This window comes from Paenibacillus sp. FSL L8-0435, from assembly GCF_037965655.1.
Lineage (GTDB): Bacteria > Bacillota > Bacilli > Paenibacillales > Paenibacillaceae > Paenibacillus.
In genome coordinates this window covers 3797091-3820613 of record NZ_CP150185.1, presented here as the reverse complement: position 1 = coordinate 3820613, position 23523 = coordinate 3797091, and the positions used below count along the sequence as shown (strand labels likewise).

The 23523-nt window shown below is 44.4% G+C and carries 18 protein-coding genes and 1 pseudogene; 10 read left to right on the top strand and 9 right to left on the bottom strand.

Features of this window, described 5'->3' with window-relative positions:
• From NST33_RS16505 to NST33_RS16470, 8 genes are all read left to right on the top strand, one after another.
• Positions 1 to 1833 (top strand): hypothetical protein, encoded by a 1833-nt coding sequence (locus NST33_RS16505; protein ID WP_221821487.1) that lies wholly within the window; start codon positions 1 to 3, stop codon positions 1831 to 1833.
• A complete protein-coding gene (locus NST33_RS16500; RefSeq protein ID WP_339304036.1) occupies positions 1820 to 2098 on the top strand; it encodes a hypothetical protein in 279 nt (92 codons plus the stop codon). The genes NST33_RS16505 and NST33_RS16500 overlap by 14 nt, the downstream gene beginning before the upstream one ends.
• A gap of 285 nt (positions 2099 to 2383) precedes the next feature.
• Positions 2384 to 4891 (top strand): WG repeat-containing protein, encoded by a 2508-nt coding sequence (locus tag NST33_RS16495; protein ID WP_339304034.1) that lies wholly within the window; start codon positions 2384 to 2386, stop codon positions 4889 to 4891.
• A gap of 426 nt (positions 4892 to 5317) precedes the next feature.
• The gene (locus NST33_RS16490) at positions 5318 to 7117 is read left to right on the top strand and encodes an ABC transporter ATP-binding protein (RefSeq protein WP_339304032.1); all 1800 of its coding nucleotides are present in this window, start codon (positions 5318 to 5320) and stop codon (positions 7115 to 7117) included.
• Positions 7114 to 8862, top strand: a complete 1749-nt coding sequence (locus NST33_RS16485; RefSeq protein ID WP_339304030.1) for an ABC transporter ATP-binding protein — start codon at positions 7114 to 7116, stop codon at positions 8860 to 8862. The genes NST33_RS16490 and NST33_RS16485 overlap by 4 nt, the downstream gene beginning before the upstream one ends.
• 83 nt (positions 8863 to 8945) lie before the next feature.
• Positions 8946 to 9908, top strand: a complete 963-nt coding sequence (locus NST33_RS16480; RefSeq protein ID WP_339304028.1) for an ABC transporter substrate-binding protein — start codon at positions 8946 to 8948, stop codon at positions 9906 to 9908.
• Between the two features lie 147 nt (positions 9909 to 10055).
• Positions 10056 to 10520: a hypothetical protein gene (locus tag NST33_RS16475; protein ID WP_339304026.1), complete on the top strand. Its 465-nt coding sequence runs from the start codon at positions 10056 to 10058 to the stop codon at positions 10518 to 10520.
• Between the two features lie 299 nt (positions 10521 to 10819).
• Entirely contained in the window at positions 10820 to 11218 is a 399-nt protein-coding gene (locus tag NST33_RS16470; RefSeq protein WP_339176930.1) for an RDD family protein, read from the top strand.
• Between the two features lie 147 nt (positions 11219 to 11365).
• On the opposite strand, the gene NST33_RS16465 is transcribed toward NST33_RS16470, so the two are convergent.
• The 6 genes from NST33_RS16465 to NST33_RS16440 all read right to left on the bottom strand — a co-directional run bounded on the left by NST33_RS16465 (position 11366) and on the right by NST33_RS16440 (position 18454).
• Positions 11366 to 11710: a hypothetical protein gene (locus NST33_RS16465; RefSeq protein ID WP_339304024.1), complete on the bottom strand. Its 345-nt coding sequence runs from the start codon at positions 11708 to 11710 to the stop codon at positions 11366 to 11368.
• 42 nt (positions 11711 to 11752) lie between these two features.
• Complete coding sequence (locus NST33_RS16460) at positions 11753 to 12343, bottom strand: hypothetical protein (RefSeq protein ID WP_339308713.1); 591 nt, start codon at positions 12341 to 12343, stop codon at positions 11753 to 11755.
• Positions 12344 to 12844: 501 nt separating this feature from the next.
• On the bottom strand, positions 12845 to 14536 hold the full coding sequence (gene ilvD / locus NST33_RS16455; RefSeq protein WP_221821476.1) for a dihydroxy-acid dehydratase: 1692 nt from the start codon (positions 14534 to 14536) through the stop codon (positions 12845 to 12847).
• A gap of 376 nt (positions 14537 to 14912) precedes the next feature.
• Positions 14913 to 16889, bottom strand: coding sequence for a sigma-70 family RNA polymerase sigma factor (locus NST33_RS16450; RefSeq protein ID WP_339304022.1), 1977 nt, complete (start codon positions 16887 to 16889; stop codon positions 14913 to 14915).
• A 314-nt stretch (positions 16890 to 17203) separates the two neighbouring features.
• On the bottom strand, positions 17204 to 17473 hold the full coding sequence (locus NST33_RS16445) for a hypothetical protein (RefSeq protein WP_221821474.1): 270 nt from the start codon (positions 17471 to 17473) through the stop codon (positions 17204 to 17206).
• Positions 17474 to 17908: 435 nt separating this feature from the next.
• Positions 17909 to 18454, bottom strand: a complete 546-nt coding sequence (locus NST33_RS16440; RefSeq protein ID WP_221821473.1) for an XRE family transcriptional regulator — start codon at positions 18452 to 18454, stop codon at positions 17909 to 17911.
• Positions 18455 to 18711: 257 nt separating this feature from the next.
• Here NST33_RS16440 and NST33_RS16435 point away from each other — a divergent pair, with 257 nt between their 5' ends.
• Complete coding sequence (locus tag NST33_RS16435; protein ID WP_221821472.1) at positions 18712 to 19605, top strand: MBL fold metallo-hydrolase; 894 nt, start codon at positions 18712 to 18714, stop codon at positions 19603 to 19605.
• A gap of 26 nt (positions 19606 to 19631) precedes the next feature.
• Positions 19632 to 20633, top strand: a complete 1002-nt coding sequence (locus NST33_RS16430; protein WP_221821471.1) for an alpha/beta hydrolase — start codon at positions 19632 to 19634, stop codon at positions 20631 to 20633.
• Positions 20634 to 21407: 774 nt separating this feature from the next.
• Here the strand turns inward: NST33_RS16430 and NST33_RS16425 are convergent.
• The 3 genes and pseudogenes from NST33_RS16425 to NST33_RS16415 form a co-directional block, all read right to left on the bottom strand.
• Positions 21408 to 22097: an IS3 family transposase gene (locus NST33_RS16425; RefSeq protein ID WP_221821470.1), complete on the bottom strand. Its 690-nt coding sequence runs from the start codon at positions 22095 to 22097 to the stop codon at positions 21408 to 21410.
• Positions 22098 to 22113: 16 nt separating this feature from the next.
• A pseudogene (locus tag NST33_RS16420) lies at positions 22114 to 22845 on the bottom strand (helix-turn-helix domain-containing protein); the annotation flags it as partial.
• A gap of 129 nt (positions 22846 to 22974) precedes the next feature.
• Positions 22975 to 23403, bottom strand: coding sequence for an NUDIX domain-containing protein (locus NST33_RS16415; RefSeq protein WP_313771464.1), 429 nt, complete (start codon positions 23401 to 23403; stop codon positions 22975 to 22977).
• Positions 23404 to 23523 lie beyond the last annotated feature (120 nt).

The window sequence follows — 23523 nt, the reverse complement described above, 5'->3', positions numbered from 1 at the left end:
GTGAGTGGATTCAAGGAAAAATTCCGGATTTTTTCGAAGCTGTGTACGGAGGATTATTTGATTCGGTATGCCAACAAGGGGTTGTACAAAAGGTCTTTGAAAGAGTTGGACAACGGTGTAAGTGTAACGTACACATGGAATGAATCATCGGTGAGTTGTCAGCTCAGTGACGGGACACAATGTACGCTTGAGAATACACTGGATCATTGGGAATGCTCCTGCCCGGCCGATCATATCTGCAAGCATGTGCTGATTGCAATTCTGTATGATCAACGGGAATATACAGCAGAGGATTCAATGAATGCAGACAAGGAGCATGCGCTGGATAAGGACTCAGAGATATCGGATAATGATCCGTTGGACGTACCAAAAGACGTATCAGAAACAGAAACAGAATCAAATTTAGTATCAAATGTGGACGATCCAAGCGAAATTCCGCATACGGTATCACGTGAGATCGAGTCTCGCTTCCGCTGGATGACGGAGTCTGACCTTACAACACTGATTAAATCGTACAGTTCTTCCATGATTGAGGAAGTTGTGTTCCGAATGAGATACCCAGAGGAAATTAAAATCATTGAAGATTCACTTCTTACCGTTCATCTGACCATCCAGAATATCGAGGTGTCTTTTACTGAGGAATCGAACCTTGCCAAAGCACTATGTAAGGTGCAGCAGACAGCCGGGAAAATGGCCAAGCTTGAAGCTTTGCTACGGTACCGGAACCTAAAAGGCCTGGATGATACGGATGCATTAAGTGGACGGGTGTACGAGGCCAAGTTCTCTCTTCGGACAGTGCAGGAATGTCGGGTTATGCTGGCAGGATTGTTGATGACGGGACTGGCCCGCCTTCCTCAGTCCTATATGGCACAACTGGAGACTTTGGCAATTGCAGCTCATAGTGGCAATCTGCCTGACATAGAACGCAGTTTACGAGGGATTCAAGGAGAACTACAGTTGTTTTTCAACAGACATATACGTTTCTCCATGCAATCCATGTTGGATCGGGTAAGCAAGCTGTATCTTGCACTACAGGTTCTTGAAGAAGAACAGATGTCTGTCATTCAGCAGAGTCAGCTCATTGGCAGTTTTCGAAGTAAATACTATACGGTACCTTCACTTCACCTGTATGGACTGGGAGCTGACGCGTGGGAGACACGATCCGGTTTCCGTGGAATCACCTATTATTTCTATTGTTTTGATGATGAGGAAATCTACACCTATAGCGATGTACGTGCTGTATATTATGATGATCAGCAGTTCTCGTATACAGAGCATTATGGTGCATTCACACCATGGCTGCCTAATCTGACCTTTCGCCAGTTCGTCGGTGAAGAAGTTCAATTCCATTCAGTTAAAGTGAATGAAGAACGCCGGATCTCTTCCGGGGAAGGTGCCAAGCTTGCGATTTTGCCACGAACGGGTGTGGAAACGTTGAATCTGGGCAAAACCATGCAAGACGTAACGTCTGTACTTCAAGAGGAATCGCGATCGTTCGACTTGTTTGCTGCTCCCAAAGAACGATTGGCTGTGATCAAAGTTGCTCGAATCGTGGACCATAACTTTGTCAAACAAACGCAGGAGCTTGTCATGACGGTTGAGAATACCGAAGGGGAAAGACTGGCACTCACTCTCCCGTATTCATCTGACTGGCAGGTGATGATCCAAAGACTGGAGTCAGGATATGGCTCCCAATCGCTTGAACATTTCTATGCCTTTGTGCGTGTGGAACCAAAACGGATTAGCCCAATTAGTTTCCTGAAGGGCCAAATGGTGCTCAGTCTGAAACTGGATATCGGAAATGGGAGGATGGGCAGACTTGGAAGAATATAATCAGTTCATGCAGAGAATTAACGGCTGGTCAGAAGAGTTGCTGCTGCGCGGGTTATCTCAGTTTACGATCCGAGATATTGAGGTACTTGAGCAGCTCACAGCGGAATCCTCGCGGTTGCAGATGAGTTTCCTGCATGAGTTGTTGAATCACCTCATCAAGGAAGGGCGTAGCGTGGCTCTTGGACAAAGTAATGAAGAGTTGCTGTTATTTCAATATTGTCGTCTCACCCAATATGTACAGCTCAGTGTGCAAGAAGAGGCGTAATATTGGTTAGTATTCCAAGCGATGGCCCATGAAGCGATATGATGTAATAAATAAGATGTATTATAGGATATAAGAAGATTTGCAGCAGGCCACAAGGTCACTGCAAATCTTTTTTGCTATTCTGGAGTTCGATGTATACTACGGATTGAAAAATATCTTCATTTAATGTTTGTTTAGAATTAGGATGAGAATTTCAAATGTTCTCAGTTATATTCGTTCTGATGTCATATCCCGATTTATGACGCATACCATTAGGCGAATGCGGTCATAAGGGAGGAAACTGAGATGTCCATGAGCGAACCGCTGTTAACGCAGATTGTGAATCAACATATTCCGGCTGGTGCAACGGTCGTCACTATTGATAAACCTGTTCAACATCCAGCGATCTATGCGGCAGATCTTACCGGTGACGGCATGCCGGAGATTGCTGCAGTCTATCAGTTGAATGGTGAGCTGTATTTGCTTATTCTGAAATTTGTTCAAGGACATTGGATCAAGATGGCACTAATTAAGGGATTGGGGTATGGGGTGACTTTAATGACTGCTGCCCCTGTAACTTCAACGGCAAGGAACAATCTCATTATCGGTTGGCGGATTGGTTCTATTTGGTCTAAGCTTGCCGTATATGAGTGGACTGAATCAGGGCTCAAAGATCTGGCGCCTGACGATCTATATTATAGCTATGCAGAGATTATAGATATGCCTGGTACACATGGACGAGATGGCAAGGTGGAGATTGCACTCTGGATTCATGATACAGGGGAAGCCTATCGTGTGGAGATTATCCGATGGCAGAATGGTAAATGGGTTCCTGCACCGGACGTATATGCAACCTATTATCCAAAAGTGGTGCAATATTACGAGCAACTAACCCAGCAATATCCTGATTATATCTTTTACTGGTATTACCTTGCGGATGCTCAGTACCATGCGGGCCAGTATCCTGCAGCACTCGCTTCCGTTCGGAAGGCACTCAGTTTCCCGGAAGCGTATCCTTCCAGAGAAGTACTACAAGAGCTGGAAAAGAAAATTGAGCAGGCGATGGTCCCTATAAGCCATGCCAGGGTAGCAACAAGGTTATATCCAGTCTCCGTTCGAACCACGAGTGGGACGCGTTGGGGGTATATGGATGCCCAAGGGCACATTCGGCTTGAGCCTGTACTGGATGACGCGCAAGAGTTTCAGCCCAATGGATTGGCTGTGGTTGTGAAGGATGGTCGTGCCGGCGTTATTAATCTTCAGGGGCAATATGTCGTTCAACCTGTATACGATTCCATCAATTCCTTTTCCGAAGAACGCGCAATAACAATTGATTCTCAAGGATTTAAGATGATTAATGAACAAGGTACTGTCCTGACCAAACGGGCGTACCCGTATATCTCGAATATGAACGACGGCCGAGCGTTGTTTTACGATTCAAACCCTGGTCAGGCAGATGGATCGATGAGTCGGTACGGTTATCTGGATGCGTCGGGCAATGAGGTGATTCCGGCACAGTTCGCTTCGGCGAATGATTTTCAAGATGGCAAAGCAGTTGTGCAGATTAAGGACAATGAATATGCACTCATTAATCGCAATGGACATCGGCTAGCAACATATCCATATGCCTATGTGGGACCACTAGGGGATGGGCTGTTGGCTTTTCAAAAAGAAGTATCGGGCAAATATGGCTACATCGACGAACGGGGGAATATTCGTATTCAGCCCAAATTTTCATCGGCATTTCCTTTTAACGGCGGCCAAGCGATTGTTAATACAGCGGAGGATTACAAATCGAACTATGGTGTCATTAATGCGGAAGGATCGTTTATTATTCAACCCGCGTTTAATGACATTCGCGAACTAGGCGAGCATCGTTATGCGCTGGGGCAAGCAATTCATCCGGAGCAGCCTTATATTGGCTCTGTATACGCGATTGCAGATACTAACGGTAGAAAGCTTACGGAGTTCCTATATCGGGAAGTAGGCAATTACAAAAACGGCCTTGCTTCCGCATCGGATGGAAGACAGACCTATCTGCTGGATCTGAGTGGTAGGCCTGCAGCTGGGTATCCTCATGTCGAAGGTTCGGGTACGCTGGAAGTCATGGCATCAGATCTGATTAAGGCCTATGTAGATCAGCGCTTATCGTATGTGAATCGGGCCGGACAGATCATCTGGCGGCAAAATACAATCGTTCCACTTCATCCACCGTACCGTGTACGCGAAGAGAAGTACAAACCAAACAGGGACTATCTCGTATATTATCCGCAGGTGGAGGGATTAACGAACCAAGCGGAGCAGCTTGCGCTGAATGCCAAGTTGAAGCAGCTCTCCCAGGTTAAACCGATCCCTGCAGATCAGCAGCTGGATTACACGTATACAGGTGATTTTGATATTACGTTTTATCAGCAGCAATTGCTGCAACTGCAACTCACAGGCTATAACTATCCGGCGGGTGCAGCGCATGGTATGCCTACAATGAGCTATGCGATCATTAATCTGACGAATGGTCGGTTATATGAGCTTAAGGATTTATTTAAACCGAATAGTGACTACGTAAAAGTGTTAAGCCAGATTGTGGGGGATCAGATCAAAAACGATCCTCAATACTCGTATGTGTTTCCGGACACCTATACGGGGATTAGTGCGGATCAGCCGTTTTTTGTTACAGCGGATGCTCTGCATCTCTACTTCAACCCATATGATATCGCACCCTATGCGGCAGGGTTTCCAACGTTTAAAATTCCCTTTCTCCAGATCAAGGACATCATTAATACAGAAGGTTCGTTCTGGAAAGCTTTTCATAGTTGAGTGCCCATTCACAGGTTAAGCGAGGAAGCCATATATCCAATATGGCTTCCTTTTGGATTCAATAGGTGACAGTTTAATGATGTAAGTAACTCCTTCACATATTTATCCATACTAAATGGAAAATATTACGGGAGTTACAGATCAAATAAGTCACATTTATCTATACAAGTAAAAAACGAAAACATTCTCCAACAACACTTCTTTTTCTTGGCGAGAATGTAAATGCTTCACCAGTCATTCTCAAGTTAAGCGACGAGGTCATATGTCCAATAGGGTTTATAAGAAGCTGTGAGACAACAATAATCCGTGAAGAGGTATTATTGCTCCGCGAAGAGGTAGTGTTCATTCAGGGCTCTATGAGATATTAATGTGCGTATATAACACTGTGTTACATTGAGAATGATTATTAATATCAGGAGGGGTGAGATGAACAACACGTCTGAAGTGTCCGAACTAATACAAGTAACGAAGGAACGCAAAGGTCTGCTGATTATAGCAAGTATCTTCTCGACCCTGTCGAGTCTGTTGCAGATGGTTCCTTTTGTCGGAGTGTATAAGATCGTTGAGGAACTGCTTACACATGCGGGGCAACCCTCTGCCATGGACAAAGATCTGTTGATCTATTGGGGGATCATCGCGTTCGTAGCCCTGATTGCAGGGCTTGTTGCGCTCTATATCGGGGGGATGTGCTCACACATCGCTGCGTTCAACATTTTGTACCAGCTCAGAGTGAGACTTGCTGAACATGTTGCCAAAGTACCGATGGGCTATCACACCCGGACGGCAACTGGTGAGCTTAAGAAGATCATCGAAGTCAGTGTGGAGAAAATTGAGAAGTTTATCGCCCATCAGTTGCCGGATCTGGTGAGTGCGATCGTTATTCCACTGATGCTCTTGGGATATCTGTTCTGGCTCGATTATCGCATGGCGCTGACGCTTTTGGTTCCGATTGGAATCGGGTTCTGGCTGCAAAGTCGTCTGTTCCGCAGTGAACGAGGCCGTCAGGCTTATCGTGATTTTCAACTTGCCATCGAAGATATGAATGCGACGGGTGTTGAATACGTGAGAGGTATGCCTGCGGTGAAAGTATTTGGCATTACAGCCGATTCGTTTCTGACGTTCAAACAGGCGGTGACGCGGTACCGGGATATTTCGTTGAGAATAACAGATTTGTGTAAAACATCCTACGGGCTGTTTTTTGTAATCATGATCTCGTTATTTACCTTCATCGTTCCGGTGGGTATTCTGCTGTCGAGTGGAAATGCGGGGAATCAGTCGTTTGCGATCACGTTTATTCTGTTTCTGATCATTACCCCGAGTCTATCTGCTCCGTTATTGAAGTTAATGTATCTGGGTAGTGGGATGCGAGAGATTGTGGAAGGACAGAAACGGATAGAATCGGTGTTTGCCGAGCCGGTTGTACAAGAACCTGAGTTGCCTAAAGTTCCGGATACATATGAGGTTGCCTTTCGGCAGGTATCTTTTGCTTATGAACGTAAGGAGAGCGAAGCATATAAACCTGTACTTGAACAGATTGATTTTGTAGCCAAAGCAGGAGAAATGACCGCACTTGTCGGACCTTCTGGTGGGGGGAAGTCAACCATTGCGAATCTATTACTTCGTTTCTGGGATGTTCAGGAAGGTGAGATTACGATTGGTGGGATTCCGATTCAGGAGATGGGTACGGAGAAACTGATGGATACCGTGTCCTTTGTATTCCAGGATGTACATCTGTTCTACGATACGATTGAAGAGAATATTCGGATGGGCAATACATCAGCTTCACGGCTGGACGTTATAGCTGCGGCTCAAACTGCTTGCAGTCATGAATTTATTGAGAAACTGGATGCCGGATATGACACCAAAATCGGAGAAGGCGGTACGTATCTATCTGGCGGTGAAGCACAGCGAATTGCAATTGCACGAGCACTGCTTAAAAATGCTCCCATTCTGGTCCTGGATGAAGCGACGGCCTACGCGGATGCAGAGAATGAGCACAAGATCCAGCAAGGTCTGGCCCAATTGGTTCAAGGCAAAACGGTATTGATTATTGCTCATCGTCTAACAACGATTCGTGCAGCAGAGCAAATTCTCGTGATCCGACAAGGGGCAATTGCCGAGCGTGGGACACATGATCAATTGCGTGCATTAGGCGGAGTATATGAGCACATGTGGCAGACCCATATCAGTGCAGCTTCCTGGAAGCTTGGAGGTGCAGTGCAATGAGGAATTATTTATACAATATATCTGGGGGTAACCCTCGTAGTCTGCTTCCTTCGGTAATTGCAGCGATTCTGGACGGGATTGCAAAGATTGTTCCTGCGGCGCTGCTTGTGGACATATTTAATACGATCTATACGTCTTTTGCTGAACCGGACAAAGGACTGGATATCAACCGAATGTGGATTGTATGCTGCATCTTGTTTGTCTGGATTCTGGTGGAGTATGCGGCTTACGCCTCACTCTATGACAAGACCTATCGGGCAGCATACAGCCTTGCGGCCTCAGGAAGGTTGAAGTTGGCCGAACATATTCGCCATCTGTCGCTAGGTTTTTTCGGAAAACGTGATCCTGGGGATCTGACGAATCTAATCCTGAGTGATTATGGTCAGGTCGAGCATACGATCTCTCACAATCTGTCGCAGCTGATCAGCGCGATTGTGCTTCCGGTGCTTGCTTTTGGCGGACTTCTGTTGGTGGATTGGAGAATGGCCGTAGCTATGTTTATTGCCGTTCCCTTAGGTGTGGCGCTGTTATGGCTTACGGATTCGATTCAGGCACGACTGAGTGAGAACCATGTTCGAGCCAAAAACGAAGCCGCCAGTCGGCTGCAGGAGTACCTGAGCGGTATTCGTGAGATTAAGGCCCACAATATGGGGGGCAAACGTTTTGAGCGGCTACGTCGTTCTTTTGACGAATTGAAATCGGCTTCCATTCGGTTGGAAGGCATCATGGGACCGATGATCATGGGCGCGATGTTGCTTGCACGATCAGGAATGACATGGATGATTCTGGTGGGCAGTTATTTGCTTGCAGGCGGTGAGTTGTCCTTACCGGTATTTCTGTTATTTTTGCTGGTAGGTACGAAGGTATTTGAACCGTTAACGGTTGTACTGATGAGTTATGGGGAGATGCGGTACTCCGCATATAGTGCAAGGTGCATTATGGATGTGCAGCAGGAAGCTCCGATGGCAGGAAAGGGAGATGTACAGCCCAATCAGGCGATTTCATTTGACCAGGTGACCTTTGGATATGATGATCAGCAACCGGTGTTGAAAGACTTGTCGTTTACGATTGAGCCGCATACCATTGCTGCGCTGGTTGGCCCATCCGGTAGTGGTAAGAGTACAGTCACACGTCTCATTGCCCGCTTCTGGGATGTACAGCAAGGAACGATTCGCATTGGCGGCAGACCCGTTGATCAGATGGACCCCGAGAAGCTGTTGCAGGATATCTCTGTGGTCTTCCAGGACGTGTATCTGTTCCAGGATACAATCGGCAACAACATTCGTGTAGGAAAGAAAGGCGCTACGCAATTCGAGATTGAGGAGGCGGCACGGAGAGCTTGTTGTCATGCATTTATCTCCAGTCTGCCTCAGGGATACGATACGCTCGTTGGTGAGGGTGGATCGACGTTATCTGGTGGGGAGAAACAGCGGATTTCCATTGCACGTGCCTTGTTGAAAAATGCATCGATCGTCTTGCTTGACGAAGCCACCGCTTCACTTGATCCGGAGAACGAAGCCGCGGTGCAGCAAGCGATTAATGAGCTTGTGGCCGACAAGACGGTCATTTTGATTGCACACCGATTAAAGACCATTCAGAATGCCGATCAGATTATTGTATTGGACCAAGGTCAGCTTGTAGAACAGGGAACGCATGCGCAATTGCTAGGTTACTCGGGCATCTACGCTCGTCTGTGGCAATTACAACAGGATGCTGAAGGCTGGCAGGTAAAAGTAAACGGATAATGAGTTCGATGAGATAGATAAAGTAACTGAAGCGAGTAAGCCTCATGTGGCTAATGAACTGACATAAAAGGAGAATGACAACGATGTTTAAGCGAATTCCTGTATGGATTGCACTATGCTGTATGCTCACCTTGGCGGCCTGTGGAACAACCCAGACGACCAGCGAAGTGAACAGCCCCTCCGAGGGAACGGTAAAAGCAACGACCAAAGTGATTACCAATCCAAATCGAGAAGAGATTACAATTCCCTTGAGCCCGGAGCGCATTGTCGATCTATCCGGCTCGACAGAAGAGCTATTAATCCTTGGCAAAACGCCTGTAGCGACGATGAGCGCTGATTATGGTAATCCGGAGGAAATCACACCAACCATTAAGGATCAGCTGAGTGCAGATACTGTTAATCTGGGCTGGTATGGTTCACCGTTCAGTATTGAAGCAATAGCAGGAGCCAATCCGGACCTGATTATTCTGGGAAAGGATTTTAACACGGATCAATATGAAACTTTATCTAAAATTGCACCAACAATTGCATTGCCATACTCCTACTATGATTGGAGAGAACGCCTGACATTCCTGGCAGATACGTTTGGAGAAGAAAGCAAGAAAGATGAATATCTGGCCAAGTATGATGCGAAATCTGCAGAGTGGAAACAAAAGCTGGAGGCGGCTGTACATGGTGAATCCTTTGCCGTAATTGAGACATATCCAAACAACCTGGTCATTTATTCCAATAAAGGGGCAGCTGAGATGTTATACAGTGAATGGGGCCTGAAGCGCACAGAGGGTATCCCTGATCCAGAGGGCTGGGGAGGCAAAGAGATCGCTCTAGAGGCTCTAGTTACCGTTAATCCGGATCGTCTGCTGTTGATGGAGAATAGTGAGAACAAGATGGTCGATAGCAAGGTGTGGAATAACATGAACGCAGTGAAGAATGGCAAGATCTATAAAATCTCCAATGTCGATAATTATAATTATTCATACACAGCGATGGGGAGAATGGAGCTTATGGACCGTTTGGGTACGATGATTCTGGAAGGCCAGAAGTAGTTGTTGAATTATAGCAATTCATGATGGATTAACTTTAACTTTTAACAAAACTTAATAACGCCTATGTGTAATTGTGTAATTGTGTAATTTGTTCGAAATCATGTAACTTGAGCGGTTCTGGCTGCGTTTAGACATTGGGGTGATCTGATGTTGGTGAACGCGGTTCAACGGTACATGGTATTAGGACTGATATTTATCGGGATCTTCTTTACAGCACTCATCGTGCTTGAGAGGCTTGAAGGATACCATATTACAACGACAGAGTATTACGGCTTACGTAATCTAGGGGGCTTGATATATATATTGTCGCTCATCCTGGGATTCGGTCAATATTTACTCGCTTTTTATGTTGTTATTTTTAGCCCGATCTCATGGCTGCTGCGGAAATATGTACGCTTTCCTATGGTGAGAACTTTCATATATATGATTGGGTTTGGATGGGGCGGGCTATGGGTTTTTGATCTCATGTACAATCCATATTTCGTGAGTGGATACCATCTGAACCAAATGACATCGATATGGATATTTGCCATCGCCGGTTTAGTCTACGCCATTGTGGAGAATAAGATTTGGCGAAGAGGGCAGATGCAGAACGAACAGAAGGCTACTTAACAAATGTTGAGTAGCTTTCTCGGTTTACATAATTATTATGGTGTTTTCATTGGGGAATCAGTTAGAAAGGATTATGTAAGAGTAAGTAGTGAACATGAACAGCGGTTGAGTTAATTCGATAGTTTGTTATAAAATTCACAAGGGATGCGAGTGAAATGGAATAGGAGTTTTATCGTAAATAGGTAAAATTTTCTGTTATACTATTTGAGTTGTGTACATAAAGTTAGATATTTTAATGAAGGGAGTTCATGAAAGAAATTAGCCGTTTAGTTTAAAATTGTAGTTTGGAGGAAAGCATTTTGTATAAAGCAGGTTTTTGGATTAGATTAGCAGCAAGTGTGTTGGATAGTCTGATTATTTCAATTCCATTAGTAATTATTGCAGGTGTGCTTACGGGGAACTTTGATGCGGATGAGCCGATTGCCAAACTGCTTAGTGCGTTATACTCAATCTTATTACCAGTTTACTGGTATGGTCGAACCATAGGGAAACGTATATGTGGAATTCGTATACGCCAATACGACACACACGAACCGCCAAAAATTGGTACAATGCTGATGCGAGTTGTTGTAGCTGGACTTGTGTACGTATTAACTTTGGGTATCGGAGTTATTGTGAGTGCTTTTATGGTCGGTATGCGTGAGGATCGACGTGCGATTCATGACTTCGTAGCAGGAACAGAAGTAGTTTGGGATTAATCGGATTAAAGTCAGGTAGAAGTAAAAAAAAAGGCTGCACAGAGAGTTAAAAATCATGTGCAGCCTTTAAAAACATTAGTACTGTTTCACAAAACTCGTATTTTGTACATATGTATATAGGCCTTTCCTTAAAACAAAAAGCCGCCGCTATTGTATCCTAATCCCCTTTCTTGCTTTTTCTTTGAATAACAGGAGTACAAGGTTTTCAAGGTCCTCCTTGCTACTTCTCATCAAACAGGGGGATTGTATAGAAATATGTCCTGGAGATGAAGACTTGATAGCATAAATCTCAATGATGTCATCCATTTCAATTTTTATGTTTATGCCTTCTTCTGTTTCAACAAATAGACAGCCCTCATTTAATTCTTTAGAAACACCACGGAAAAATTCATCTTGATTATTAACTTTAAATACTACTGAACGTTGTTCTTTAACCCGTTGGCTGAAATTTAAAAGCAACCGATCACATTGGTCAGCTGCTCTTTGTTTCATATCGCTATCGTTTCCCGATAGTTTAATCCGTGCTTGTTGAAGCTATTCAAGACTAAAGACAATCTTTGTTCCCGTCTCTTTTTCACTGAATGGCTTAAAATATTCTATAAACGTTAACTCAAGTCCTGGAGTTTTATCAGGAAATGGCGGTGATACTACATAATTAGTAAAAGCATGACCTGAATGACCACCACCTTTTAGCATTCGGCAATCATATTCATCTCCAATTTGCAATTCAAAATGGTGGTGATTATTAGTAAATGAGGGTACCTCAGTCTCATCCCAATCAATATTAAAAGTCACTACACTTGCATTATTATATTGCTTTATTGAATTTAAAGTATAAAAGAAATTCCCTTTTTCGACTGATTTTAATACGGGTATATGTTTTCTGAAATCCGATGGATCAACCATTGGTTTATAATGCTCTTCACTTCTCAATGTTCCAAAAACGACTTTCAGAAAATCCTCGTAAAGTTCAAAAGTTTCAGCCCATTCAGAGATATATTCAAATGGCGGGAAACCAGGATTGTTGTGTGAAAGCTGCTTCCGAAGTTTCAACATCTCACAAATTTGCTCGTCAATTTTAGAAATCCGTTCGTCATAATGCTCCGTTGGTCGTTCAAAAGGCATTCGTTTCAACTTTGATCTCCCCTTTACCTTGCTTTGTTATCGACTTCTCCCAGAGGTTATTCTCCACCTTCACTAAACTATCCTGTCGGTAATCAGTACAAGTTCTTGTCCTTGGCTTGGGACACGAACTTGTACCGATAAATTAAAAAAGCCGCTAAAATAGCGACTTTAATGGGACCATGTTCTTGTCCCTCGACAAACATTCCTGCACTAGCCGGAACCTGCCTGCTATTCGTAGCGAACCCCCAATTAATGAAAGTCGAGAAACGGTACAAGCAAAAATACACCCCCTAGAATTTCATCTGGCTAAACTCAGGGGTTTTTCCAATGTCTATTCTAGGGGGTGTACTTCATTTTCAAATGATGAAACTAAATTCTTCATCTTTTTCTTGCGACATTCTTGATCTCTAAAGCTGGCGTTTTGTTGTTTAGCGCGCTTCATGCATTCGTTGTAGTAGCTTCTCCCCTCCCATTTTATATGTAGCAACAATGTTTAATTGTCTATTCCATCAAATCTGTTACTGCACCTCTTGAAGCAGAGGAAACTAATTTAGCATATTTGGCAAGTACACCGGATTTCACTTTCAGTGGCGGTTGTACCCAAGCTTGCGCTCGAGCGGCCAACTCTTCTTCTGGCACTTCAACCTTAATTTCCTGAATGTCGCTATCAATGGTGATAATATCTCCATTTTGGAGCAAAGAGATCGGTCCACCTACTTGTGCCTCAGGGGATACATGGCCGACTACAAATCCATGCGAGCCACCCGAGAACCTACCATCTGTTATGAGAGCAACTTTTCCCCCGAGACCTTTTCCTACAATGAGTGCTGTAACGGAAAGCATCTCAGGCATACCTGGTCCACCCTTCGGTCCACAATAGCGTATGACCAATACGTCCCCTTCTTGAATTTCATCATTCATGATCGCTTCTGTCGCTTCATCTTCGCTATCGTACACCTTTGTCGGTCCGGAAAACTGTTGTATCTTCATGCCTGACATTTTGGCAACAGCGCCTTCAGGAGCTAGGTTTCCTCGAAGCACAACCAGTGGTCCATTTGGTTTAAGCGGATTATTGAGTGGACGTATAATCTCTTGATCATTCTGAAGTGGAGCAGCTTCCGCTAAATTCTCCGCCAACGTTTTACCAGTTACGGTGAGGCAATCCCCATGAAGTAATCCCTCAGCGAGCAATAGCTTCATTACCCCGGAAACACCACCAATATCATTCAAATCCTGCATGACATACTGACCACTTGGCTTCAGATCTGCCAAATGAGGAACACGCAAGCGAATTCGTTCAAAATCATCCAAGGTTAAATCCACTTCTACGGAGTGCGCAATAGCTAGCAGATGGAGAAATGCGTTGGTTGATCCCCCTAGAGCCATAACAACGGTGATCGCATTCTCAAATGCTTTCTTCGTCATAATGTCTCTTGGGTAGATTTCCTGTTCAAGAAGTGAGATGACCTGCTTACCGGCTGCTTCGCATTCCAATGCTTTATCCGCTGAGATAGCTGATGTTGAAGAAGAACCAGGCAAACACATACCCATTGCTTCTGCAGCTGCGGCCATCGTATTAGCGGTATACATCCCCCCACAAGCCCCTGGACCTGGACAAACACTGCATTCGACCTTATGCAATTGTTCGTCTGTTATTTTTCCATCTTGATATTGCCCAACGGCTTCAAAAGCTGAAACGATATCCACTTTTTTACCGTCGAGAGTACCAGGTTGAATGGTTCCTCCATATACATAAACAGAAGGAATATTCATCCGTCCAATAGCCATCAAACATGCAGGCGTATTCTTGTCACACCCACCGATTGCAACAACGCCGTCAAAACGCTCGGCTCCGGTCACAATTTCAATCGAATCAGCTATAGCTTCCCGACTTGGTAGCGAGAACAACATCCCGCCATGCCCCATCGAGATCCCATCAGAAACGGTAATCGTATTAAAAATTAGTGGAGCACCGCCGTTATTACGTGCGCCCCGCTTAGCTTGCACCGCTAAATCATTGATGTGCATATTACACGGTGTTACTTCACTCCACGTACTTGCTATTCCGATCATTGGCTTTTTAAAATCCTCATCTTGAAATCCAACTGCACGCAGCATCGCTCTGTTCGGTACCCGGTTAGCACCTTCACTGATTACCTTGCTTCGAATGCGAAGATCTTTTTTATTTTCCATGTTTCTTCCCTCATTTCAAAGTATTTCGTTCAGTTCCTGCATCGGTCGAATAAAATTTTGTTTCATTAAATTATGGGCATCGTTGCTATTTTTGCCTTCAAAAGCTTTAATAATCTGATCATGTTCTTCAACTGAAGCTAGTGTAGCCGTAATAGGTTGTTTTAAAAATACGTATTTAAATCGCCTAATGTGAATCTGAAGAGATGTATTAAATGTAGCTACATAGTTCGGCGTTTTTAAAATTCAATGGTCACAATTAATATGCCGGTTTGATCGACTCTCGCATCCTCCAGATTCATGAATTTATGCCCTTTGTCTAAATAATGGCAAATGAATGCCTTCCAGCCCTTAGTTTCGGGCTAGATGTTTTTGTTTGTCAGTAAAAAGTATTTTCGTATAACTTCCCCGTATGCGCATCAAGCACTTCGGGCGTCCGCTCGTGCTCGCTACCAATCATTCGATACACTAGTTCGTACGGGGACTCTTCCACCCTAGCATTGTGCATCCGTTCCCATTGCAGACGCAGCTTGGCCTGTGCCGTCCATCGGAGGATGGCTGTCTGGTAATCAAATGAAGGCACGGTCTCCAGCTTCTTTAACTGTTCTGGCCTTATGGAGGGGGACATCAAACTTTTGACCCTCCCATTAGAGCGGTCAACAGCTAGTTGATAGCATTCATCCCTGACAGATACGTCTTGAACATATACACCAAAGCGAATGATTTCCAAACGATCTTCGTCGTCGGTCTCTTCAGTTAGAAGCTTGAGATACGGCAACATTTCGGCTGCTAGTCCTCGGACATAGTCCATAGCTACTTCTATACATGCGTCTCGATCCCAGGTTAATGGAGCTAGTTGATCTGGCTTACCATGCGAAACAAAGTCAATCAGTTGTCCGGTTTGGCTTTCTACTCGCGCCTTGACCGCTCCCTCCATCTGATCAGCCCAATAGGCCTTCCAAGACCGGTCATTCTTGGCTGGACGCTCTTCATTCTGTTGCTTCCACACCATCAACTTGGTGTTCGAGCCAATATTGTCGTCTTGTACTAACTGAAATTGGTCGTTGTCTACGCCAATCCACTCTTCTAGGCTTCGTGTGGGCGGGAACTCACCTGGCCACTCGTCCAGAGTTCTTGGGTCAGAGGGGACAGCTTCTGCCCTATAGGCTGTCGGAACTTCCTCCTGTGATGATGCAGTATAGATTAGTCCTCTACTTCGGGGGGCGTAAACAAGATGGACCTGATCGTCACCATCCGTGTAGACGGCTTTGTCCAATACGCAATATTCCACATGTAGCAAAAAATTCGCCTCCATACACGCCATCTGTTCCTCTTCTGGTGTGATCATGGTTGGGAGTGCTGGCCCTGGAACGGTTCCGTAGTACCTAAATCCGACCACGCGACCGCTGGGGTGAACCATAATCAGGCATCCCGTCTCAGGAAGCGGCAGCCCCATCGCCTTCTGCTGTCGTGTGTACCCAAACATCCCTTCCATCCACTCCATCTCACAATACGGAAAATCACGCAGTGCGCCGGGATAATGATCTTCCAGGAATTGCTCTGCCTGCTGTTGGAGCTCCTCCTCAGATATCCGTGTCTCGTTGTCCAATGAGGCCCAGGAAATGGCATAGTCTAGCAAGTTGCCGTCCCTGGAGAGCGTGGCAGAAACGGCGTCATCACTCCCCGTTTTAACCCATAAGAATCCCGCTTCTCCCTTCCCTGTTCCCCTCATGGTGTTCTCTTGATAGTCATTGACGATCAGATCATAATCCGGTGAAACGGCAAACTGGTGCTCTGCCTGTTTTCTTAACTGCAGGCGTAATGTATCCAGGTCTCGTTCGAGAAAATCTTGAGCCATTTCGTTGCGCAAATGTTCCAGTCCCTTCCGTAATTGTGTTTTTACAGTACCTAATGGCATATCCAGGAGATGGGCGATTTGCTGCTGGGTCAGGTCCTTCTTATATTTTAAGAACAGGAGCTGACGCAGCTTCGGATTCAGACTGGCCAATGCACGCTCCAGATCCAGGGTTTGATCGATATCATTAACGACCAATAGCTCTTGCGCCTGCGGGTCTTCGCTCAGGTGAACACGCTTGGATTTCTCCAAATGATTGAGCGCCCGGTTCACCACAATTCTGGTAAGCCAGCTCTCAAACGCTTCGGCTTGCTGCAGCGTTTGCAGTGACTCATAAGCCTTAACCAGGGCATCCTGAACGATATCCTCCGCATCTTTGGACTCCCGTACATAATGGCGAGCCACTCGGTGCAGCTTATCCGTTCGATCCTTTATAAGAGAAACGAAGGCATCGTGATCTCCGTTTTGTGCGGCGTTGATTTGTTGCTGTGCATCGATCATTGTCGTTCACCTCCTGTTATATAGACAGCTTACTCGGGGGTTTGGATTTAATTAATGTAACATTATTCTGGAACTGACCGATCAAGTGACCACTCGCATGCGGCAAGCACGGGTGCCAAAGAGCGCGTCACTCTTGGTGTGTTCCTGCTGAAGCTCCTTCATCCACTGAAGCGGTTCTTCCAGCCCGGTACGGGTATTGGAGAACTCACAGTCCTTTCCCCGTTCGATCCCCCGGTAGTCGATGGCGCGAGCGACATGGATTTCTTTCGCAATATCCTCATGGTTTCCACGCCCTTAAACGTACACCCAAATCATCACTCTTCCATTGTCCATCCACTAATTTGGCCTTCCTGATCGGTATTCTCTACCTCGATATCTGCATTCCACCATTGTTCCTTGAATCCTTCCTTCTGTGGCTCCAGCTCTACATTGGTCATTTTAGTTTTGACGATCGTTAGCGTTACGCGGCGCTGTTCTTGCTCTAATGCTTTATAAAGGTTTTCAGTCAGATACGGCTTTGAATTCTTCAAAAAAGCATCTTTAGCATTGAACGGTACGTGCACCTTCAGAAACTCCGGAATCACTTTCTGAATCTCCGTTGGAACTTCTACCTCTTCGGCCTGCTTCTCTTCTGCTGCTTCGCGGCAGCGGCTGTAATCGGAATATCCATTGTTCGTTCATTTTTATTTCTGAAATTCCTTTCCATTCCCAAGTGTCTATATCTTTGCCATTCTGCTCATGTATCCCCAATAGTAATGTGGTTGATCTGTTGCTTACTTTGTTTTACAATGCTATCGTTTCCCGTTAGCTTAGCAATGATTTACTCTTTTATTTCATTTTCCTTTTGCAGAAGACTCTTGACCAGAAGAAAGGTGCATTTCCTATCAACACAATAGTAACCTCCCAGCCCGTTTTACCTTTCGAGAATAAATTGATTTAATGACAAAACCAACAACGCTGAAGTAAAAATATGTAAGTGTTTTTAGCAGACTTACTATTTTGACATTGTCAGTTTGGACTTAAAAAGTTGGAGGCGTCGACACGGCAATCACCAAGGTCTCACCTTTATATACATTCTTATAGCTATGCGGTGTCTTGGCATCGAAATATATACTATCCCCCTCTTCTAACGTATATCTATCATTCCCAAGCATGAACTCCAGGCAACCCGAATGGACATACAGAAACTCCTCTCCTTCGCTGTGTCCTACGCCAACATCACCAGAAGTCGCACCTTCTTCAAGCACCCCCCAGATTGGTCCCATCTTATTTTTACTTCCTTCGCTAAGGGAATACCATGTAATACGTGAGCCTTCAGAATGTACCAACGGTTTACGTTCGTCTTTTCTCACAACGATGCTTTGTTCTTTCTCTCCAAATAGATCAGTAAAATTCACGTTTAACGCATTGGCAATCCTTTTTAGGACACTTATCGACGGATTCGCTTTGTTCCGTTCAATTTCGCTGAGAAAAGAGACTGAGATAGATCCTGCTTTTGCTACTTCTTTAAGAGTTAATTTCTGCTTTTTGCGGGTATTTCTAATGACCTCGCCTATAGAATTCATCTTTCATGTCTCCTTCACATTTGAATTTTTTCGCTCTCAGCGAAATTTATAATTTGATAATAATTAAAATATCTAGCAATAGCAAGCTTTCTTACGGTGGTCCAATTTCGGTGTAAAAACGTTGATTTAAGAACATTATTGGATTAAGATTTTAACAAGACTGATGTGCAAATACGTTCCCGGGACATGTACACATAATTCTTTTTAAATATAGAATTTCATTTCCAGCGAAATTTTGAAGGAGGGCGATGAGCTATATGACTAAGCTACCTAAGATTTACACCGTAGGCGATACTACTGTTACCCGAGTCACCGAAATGGTAATCAGTGGTGTTCCACCAGAAATTTATTTCCCAGGTACGTGGGATCCCTCTGTATTAGAAGAGAACCAACAATTCTTCCCTGAGGGCTTGCTTGACGAAAATTCGCAACTCATCGTGAGTATTGGCACCTGGGTCGTGAAGACACCCCATCATACGATTCTTATTGATACGGCTACAGGTAACGATAAAAACCTGCCACTAAATCCGGATCTTGCTAATCTGCAGCTACCTTATCTCGAGCGACTTCAAGAGGCAGGCGTTACTCCTGAAGAAGTCGATTACGTGTTACTAACTCATTTGCATGTGGATCACGTCGGTTGGAATACGAGGCTAGTTGACGGCAAATGGGTACCTACATTCCCCAATGCCAAGTACGTATTCCCTATTAAAGAACAAGAGTATTACTCCAGCGAAGCGAGCCATAACAAAGAAAATGAAGCAAATTTCAATGTTTATGAAGAGAGTGTACTTCCGATCGTTGAGGCAGGCTTGACGGAAACTATCGGTCCAGAAGGCGGAAAGTTACTAGATATATTTACATTCATTCCGACTCCAGGTCACAGTATCGGACAAATGTCTATTCGTCTTTCATCGGGTGGTGAAGAAGCTTTGTTCGGCGCCGATATCATGCATCACCCATTCCAAGTTATGCGACCGGACTGGAATTCTATGTACTGTGAATTTGGCGATCAGGCCCGAATTTCACGCCGCTGGGCTTTGGAATATGTTGCCGACCGTCCAATTATCTATTTCAGTACGCACTTCCCAGAGAGTTCAGCGGGATACGTCACCCGAAGCGAAGACGGCTTCAACTGGCGCTTTATCTAATACATTGAAGAGAGGCGAAAAATATAATGTCTAACAACACATTCAACAAATCTATCTCCATCGTATCTGAGAACTTTAACATAGCTAGCGATACGCCTGGTATTGAGCTATCGGTCCTTAATAAACGTCTTGCATCTATGACTGTCTTCTCTAATGAGAAAACGATCGTCATGGTTCACGGTGCTACTTATCCAATTGGCAGCCTATATGATGTGGAGCTAGACGGTTTCACCTTCCTTGATTACCTCGCAAGTCACGGTTATGACGTCTATGCAGTAGATGTTCGTGGCTATGGTGGATCCACAAGACCGCCAGAAATGGAGCAACCTGCTGATCAGAATCCTCCGCTTGTCCGTACAGAAACCGGAGTTCATGACTTTGGCTCGGCCGTAGACTTCGTCCTAAAGCATCGAAATCTATCGAAGGTCAATGTACTTGGGATGTCTTGGGGCGGTACGGTGGCTGGGGCATATACAAGCCGTAATAATAACAAAGTGAACAAGTTAACCCTTATTGCTCCTCAGTGGCTGAGCAACAAACCAATCCCTATTGATACAGGCGGCCCGCTTGGCTCTTATCGCCTTGTGCCCGCAGCTACTACTAAAGAACGCTGGTTAAGTGCTGCTCCTGAAGGAAAACGTGACAGCTTGCTCCCTGAGGGTTGGTTTGAAAAATGGGTTGAAGCAACGCTGGCCTCCGATCCTAATAACAAGACCGTACACCCTGAGCATATTCGCGCTACCAACGGGCCGATTCTAGACATACGTGAATATTGGACGGTTGGCAAAGCCTTCTATGAACCTAAAGATATCACCGTACCCGTACTCCTCATTCATGCGGAGTGGGATATCGATGTACCATTAGATTTGGCACAAAACTTCTTTACTTCCTTAACTGGAGCTGCTTATCGCCGTTGGGTGGAAATCGGAGAAGGTACTCATATGGTACTGCTCGAAAAAAATAGAGTTCAAGCGTTCCGAGCTGTTCAATCATTTCTAGACGAGAATTACACACCAGCGGGTCAATAACGACGCGATTAGCGGATTTTAATACTATCTCGCACCCGCAGCTTATTACTGCGGGTTCTTTATTAAGCAAACAAAAACGACAATCATTCTATATTCATTAAAGGAGGAAAATTCACCATGAATCATACTATGATTACATCGGCACAAGCGCCGGCGGCAATAGGCCCCTTATACGCAAGACATTGCTACCGGAAATGTTGGCTCCAGATCAACTGCGGAGCAGGTTACGTTGCCTCATGATGCTATGATCTCTAAGTTAAGAAGTCCTAATGCAGTGATTAGTGGAAAAAAAGGATATTTTCCCGACGGAACTTATGATTATGTAAAGAAGCTTTATATTTTGGCTCGTTACTATTCAACTCATTTTTGTATATCCGACACGTTGACCTTCCCTCTCCTCAATTTATTCAACTAACATGCCCGTTAGCTTAATGAAATTAAAGAGGGCAAAATAACGATTACACCTATTCTGCAATAGAAACATTTTCTTGTTTGTGCCTAACAATGACAAATCAGCACAAAGTACAATATCTGCATATGTTTCTCCTCCCTTAATCCAGAATCACATTCATCTTCCTCCCCTTTTCTTGCTAAGTGCTTGTTAACGAACTTGTTTTATCTATTTCAAATGGGATTACAGTTCCAGTGGAAATACCTCCTAGCGTTGAAAGAACTTGTACCGACAAAATAAAAAAGTCGCTATTTTGGTCATAACCCTGTCAAGTAGACAGTACAAAAAAGACAAAATTTAAGCTGCGGCCGTTTCCCGGTATTCTACCGGAGAACGGTCGTTAGTTTTTTCTGAAATCGGTTTTGGTTGTAAAAGAGCTGTTCCAGTTTACGGTTAAAAGGCTTCGAGGTATATTGAAATCCTTGATCCGAGTGCAGAATTACGCCACTCAGATCCGCGTGCTGACGGAGTCTATCCAGCGTTTCATGAACCAAAGCCAGGTCATTTCGTTCAGATAGATGCCAAGCTAAGATCTCATTATTGTATAAATCCTGAATGACAGACAGGTACACAAAGTGTTCTCCAGCACGAATATAGGTGATGTCTGTGACCAGTTTAGTACATGGCGTATCCGTCTGGAACTGGCGCTGAAGTCGATTCGGATTCACCACAGAAGCTTGTTTTCCAAAGAATCGACGCTTCTTTCGAATGACAGAAGAGATTCCTAATTGTTTCATTAATCGACACACCTTTTTGTGGTTGACTCTAAGGCCTTCTTTTCGTAAAGCTACCGTCATTCGAAGATAACCATAATAGGGATGTGCCCGATGGATCGCAAGCATATGCGACTCCAATTCATGTTGTTTGTGTCTACGTTCTTTTGCCGCTGGTATGCTTTTTCTCCACTTGTAATAGCCCGAGCAAGACACCGCAGCTAACTTTAAGAGCCAAGAAAGGCTGTGGCGTACTCGTAAATCCTCTATGATCTGAAATCGGGCAGCTTTACTCGTCACTCCTTGTGTAGATTTGGATTCGGTGTTCACGATTAACTAGTTCATCACGGATACGACGATAGCCATAACGCCCCTGATGTTCCTCGTAAATGGATTGAATAAGGAGTTTCAGGTCTGCGTCTAGATCGGGCTTGTCAAACTGTTTCACCCAGTAATAGGGTGCTACGTGGGACTTCAGCGAACGCTAGCAACGCAACCACCGGGAATTCAAGCCTTAATTCGTAGACTACTTGCGCTTTGTCTTGTTTGGTGATTTTTCCTTGTTTTGAACTAAGGCATTCAACTTTTTTAAATAAGTGTTTTCCATACGTAAACGTTCTAATTCAGCTTGTAGAACTTCGACTGATTCATCGGCAGGTTCTAGCTTCTTCGTCATATTTTTGTTCGTATTTTTCATGAGTGGACGCCCCTTTTTCTTTGATTTCAGGCCGTCCATTCCATTCTCATTGAATTGAATACGCCATTTTCTAATAATCCCAGGAGAGGGTATATTGAATATGACCGCAGCTTCATTTGGAGACGTCCCATTCTCGTTCATATAGGTGAGTACGTCTAGTTTAAATGTCTTAGTGTAAGCTGTATAGCTCTTTTCAAAAGCTTTGACGCCGTGATATTCGTATTGCCTAATCCACATACGTAAAGTTTCATGATTTATCCGTAATGATTTTGCAATACTTTTGACTCCTTCAGCACCATTCTGATATCTATGAATGGCTTTCAATTTCTCATGTAAACTGAATTTAAGCAAAAAAACTGCACCTCCATTGTTAGTGTGTCTAACAAATGGGGTGCAGTTCAGTTATCGGCTGTTTTTTGTTCATTTAATTGTATTGAGCTATCCGTTCCCCGTTAGTTCAATACACTATCCCTCTTACAACTAAACACTCCTTTGAAACTTGACATCAAATTTTGTCGTTGACGCAGTTACATACTCCATATAATTCACAGATCCGTTAAAGTTCAAATAAGCTTCATAACGCATGCGGATTCCAGGTAAAGTAATCAAATCCAGAACATTTTCCTTTGGTACCCACCTGCATTCGCTCGTTTCATTAGAAGTAGCTAACTCTCCCCCCACAGCTTTACACACAAAATCAAACATGACCTTCGTAGGGACATCAGTCACACCGTCATACCACTTATGGATTGCTGTATTCGAAACAACACTAATCAAATGGCTAACCTTGGCATCTATTCCACTTTCCTCTTTGATTTCACGAATGACGCCATCAATCAGGTTTTCTCCTACTTCAGTTATTCCACCAGGATACACCCAACCATCGTCATGAGCTTTTACTAAAAGGATATTTCCAGTTCCATCTTCTACAATTCCGCCTGCAGATACACAATATGTGTCGGGAACGCCATTTTACAACCTCCAAATAAGATAAAGTTGTATATTTATTCCACACAATTCCTACACTTT